We start from the raw sequence: 225 nt of genomic DNA on the forward strand, positions 1-225 counted from the left end.
CCTCGCCGTCTTGTCTCCATTTGGGAGCTTTTTGAGCAATATGGCTTCCTCTTCCCTGGAAAGAGGCGGGGGCAAAGCTTCACTCCCTCCTATATAATAAATTTCATCGGATTTCCAACCCAGCTTCTTGAGGACCTTATACCAGTAATAGGTGAGATGCAAGCGAATTTTTTTCACGCAGTCTCCTCCTCCCATATTATTCGAACATGTGCCTAAGATGCGGTT

General features: G+C 46.2%; 1 pseudogene. It reads right to left on the minus strand.

Annotated elements, in window-relative coordinates:
* Window positions 1–177: pseudogene (locus FS666_RS20425) on the minus strand (RNA polymerase sporulation sigma factor SigE); the annotation flags it as partial.
* Window positions 178–225 lie beyond the last annotated feature (48 nt).

Source organism: Siminovitchia fortis (assembly GCF_007681465.1).
GTDB classification, from domain to species: domain Bacteria; phylum Bacillota; class Bacilli; order Bacillales; family Bacillaceae_C; genus Siminovitchia; species Siminovitchia fortis.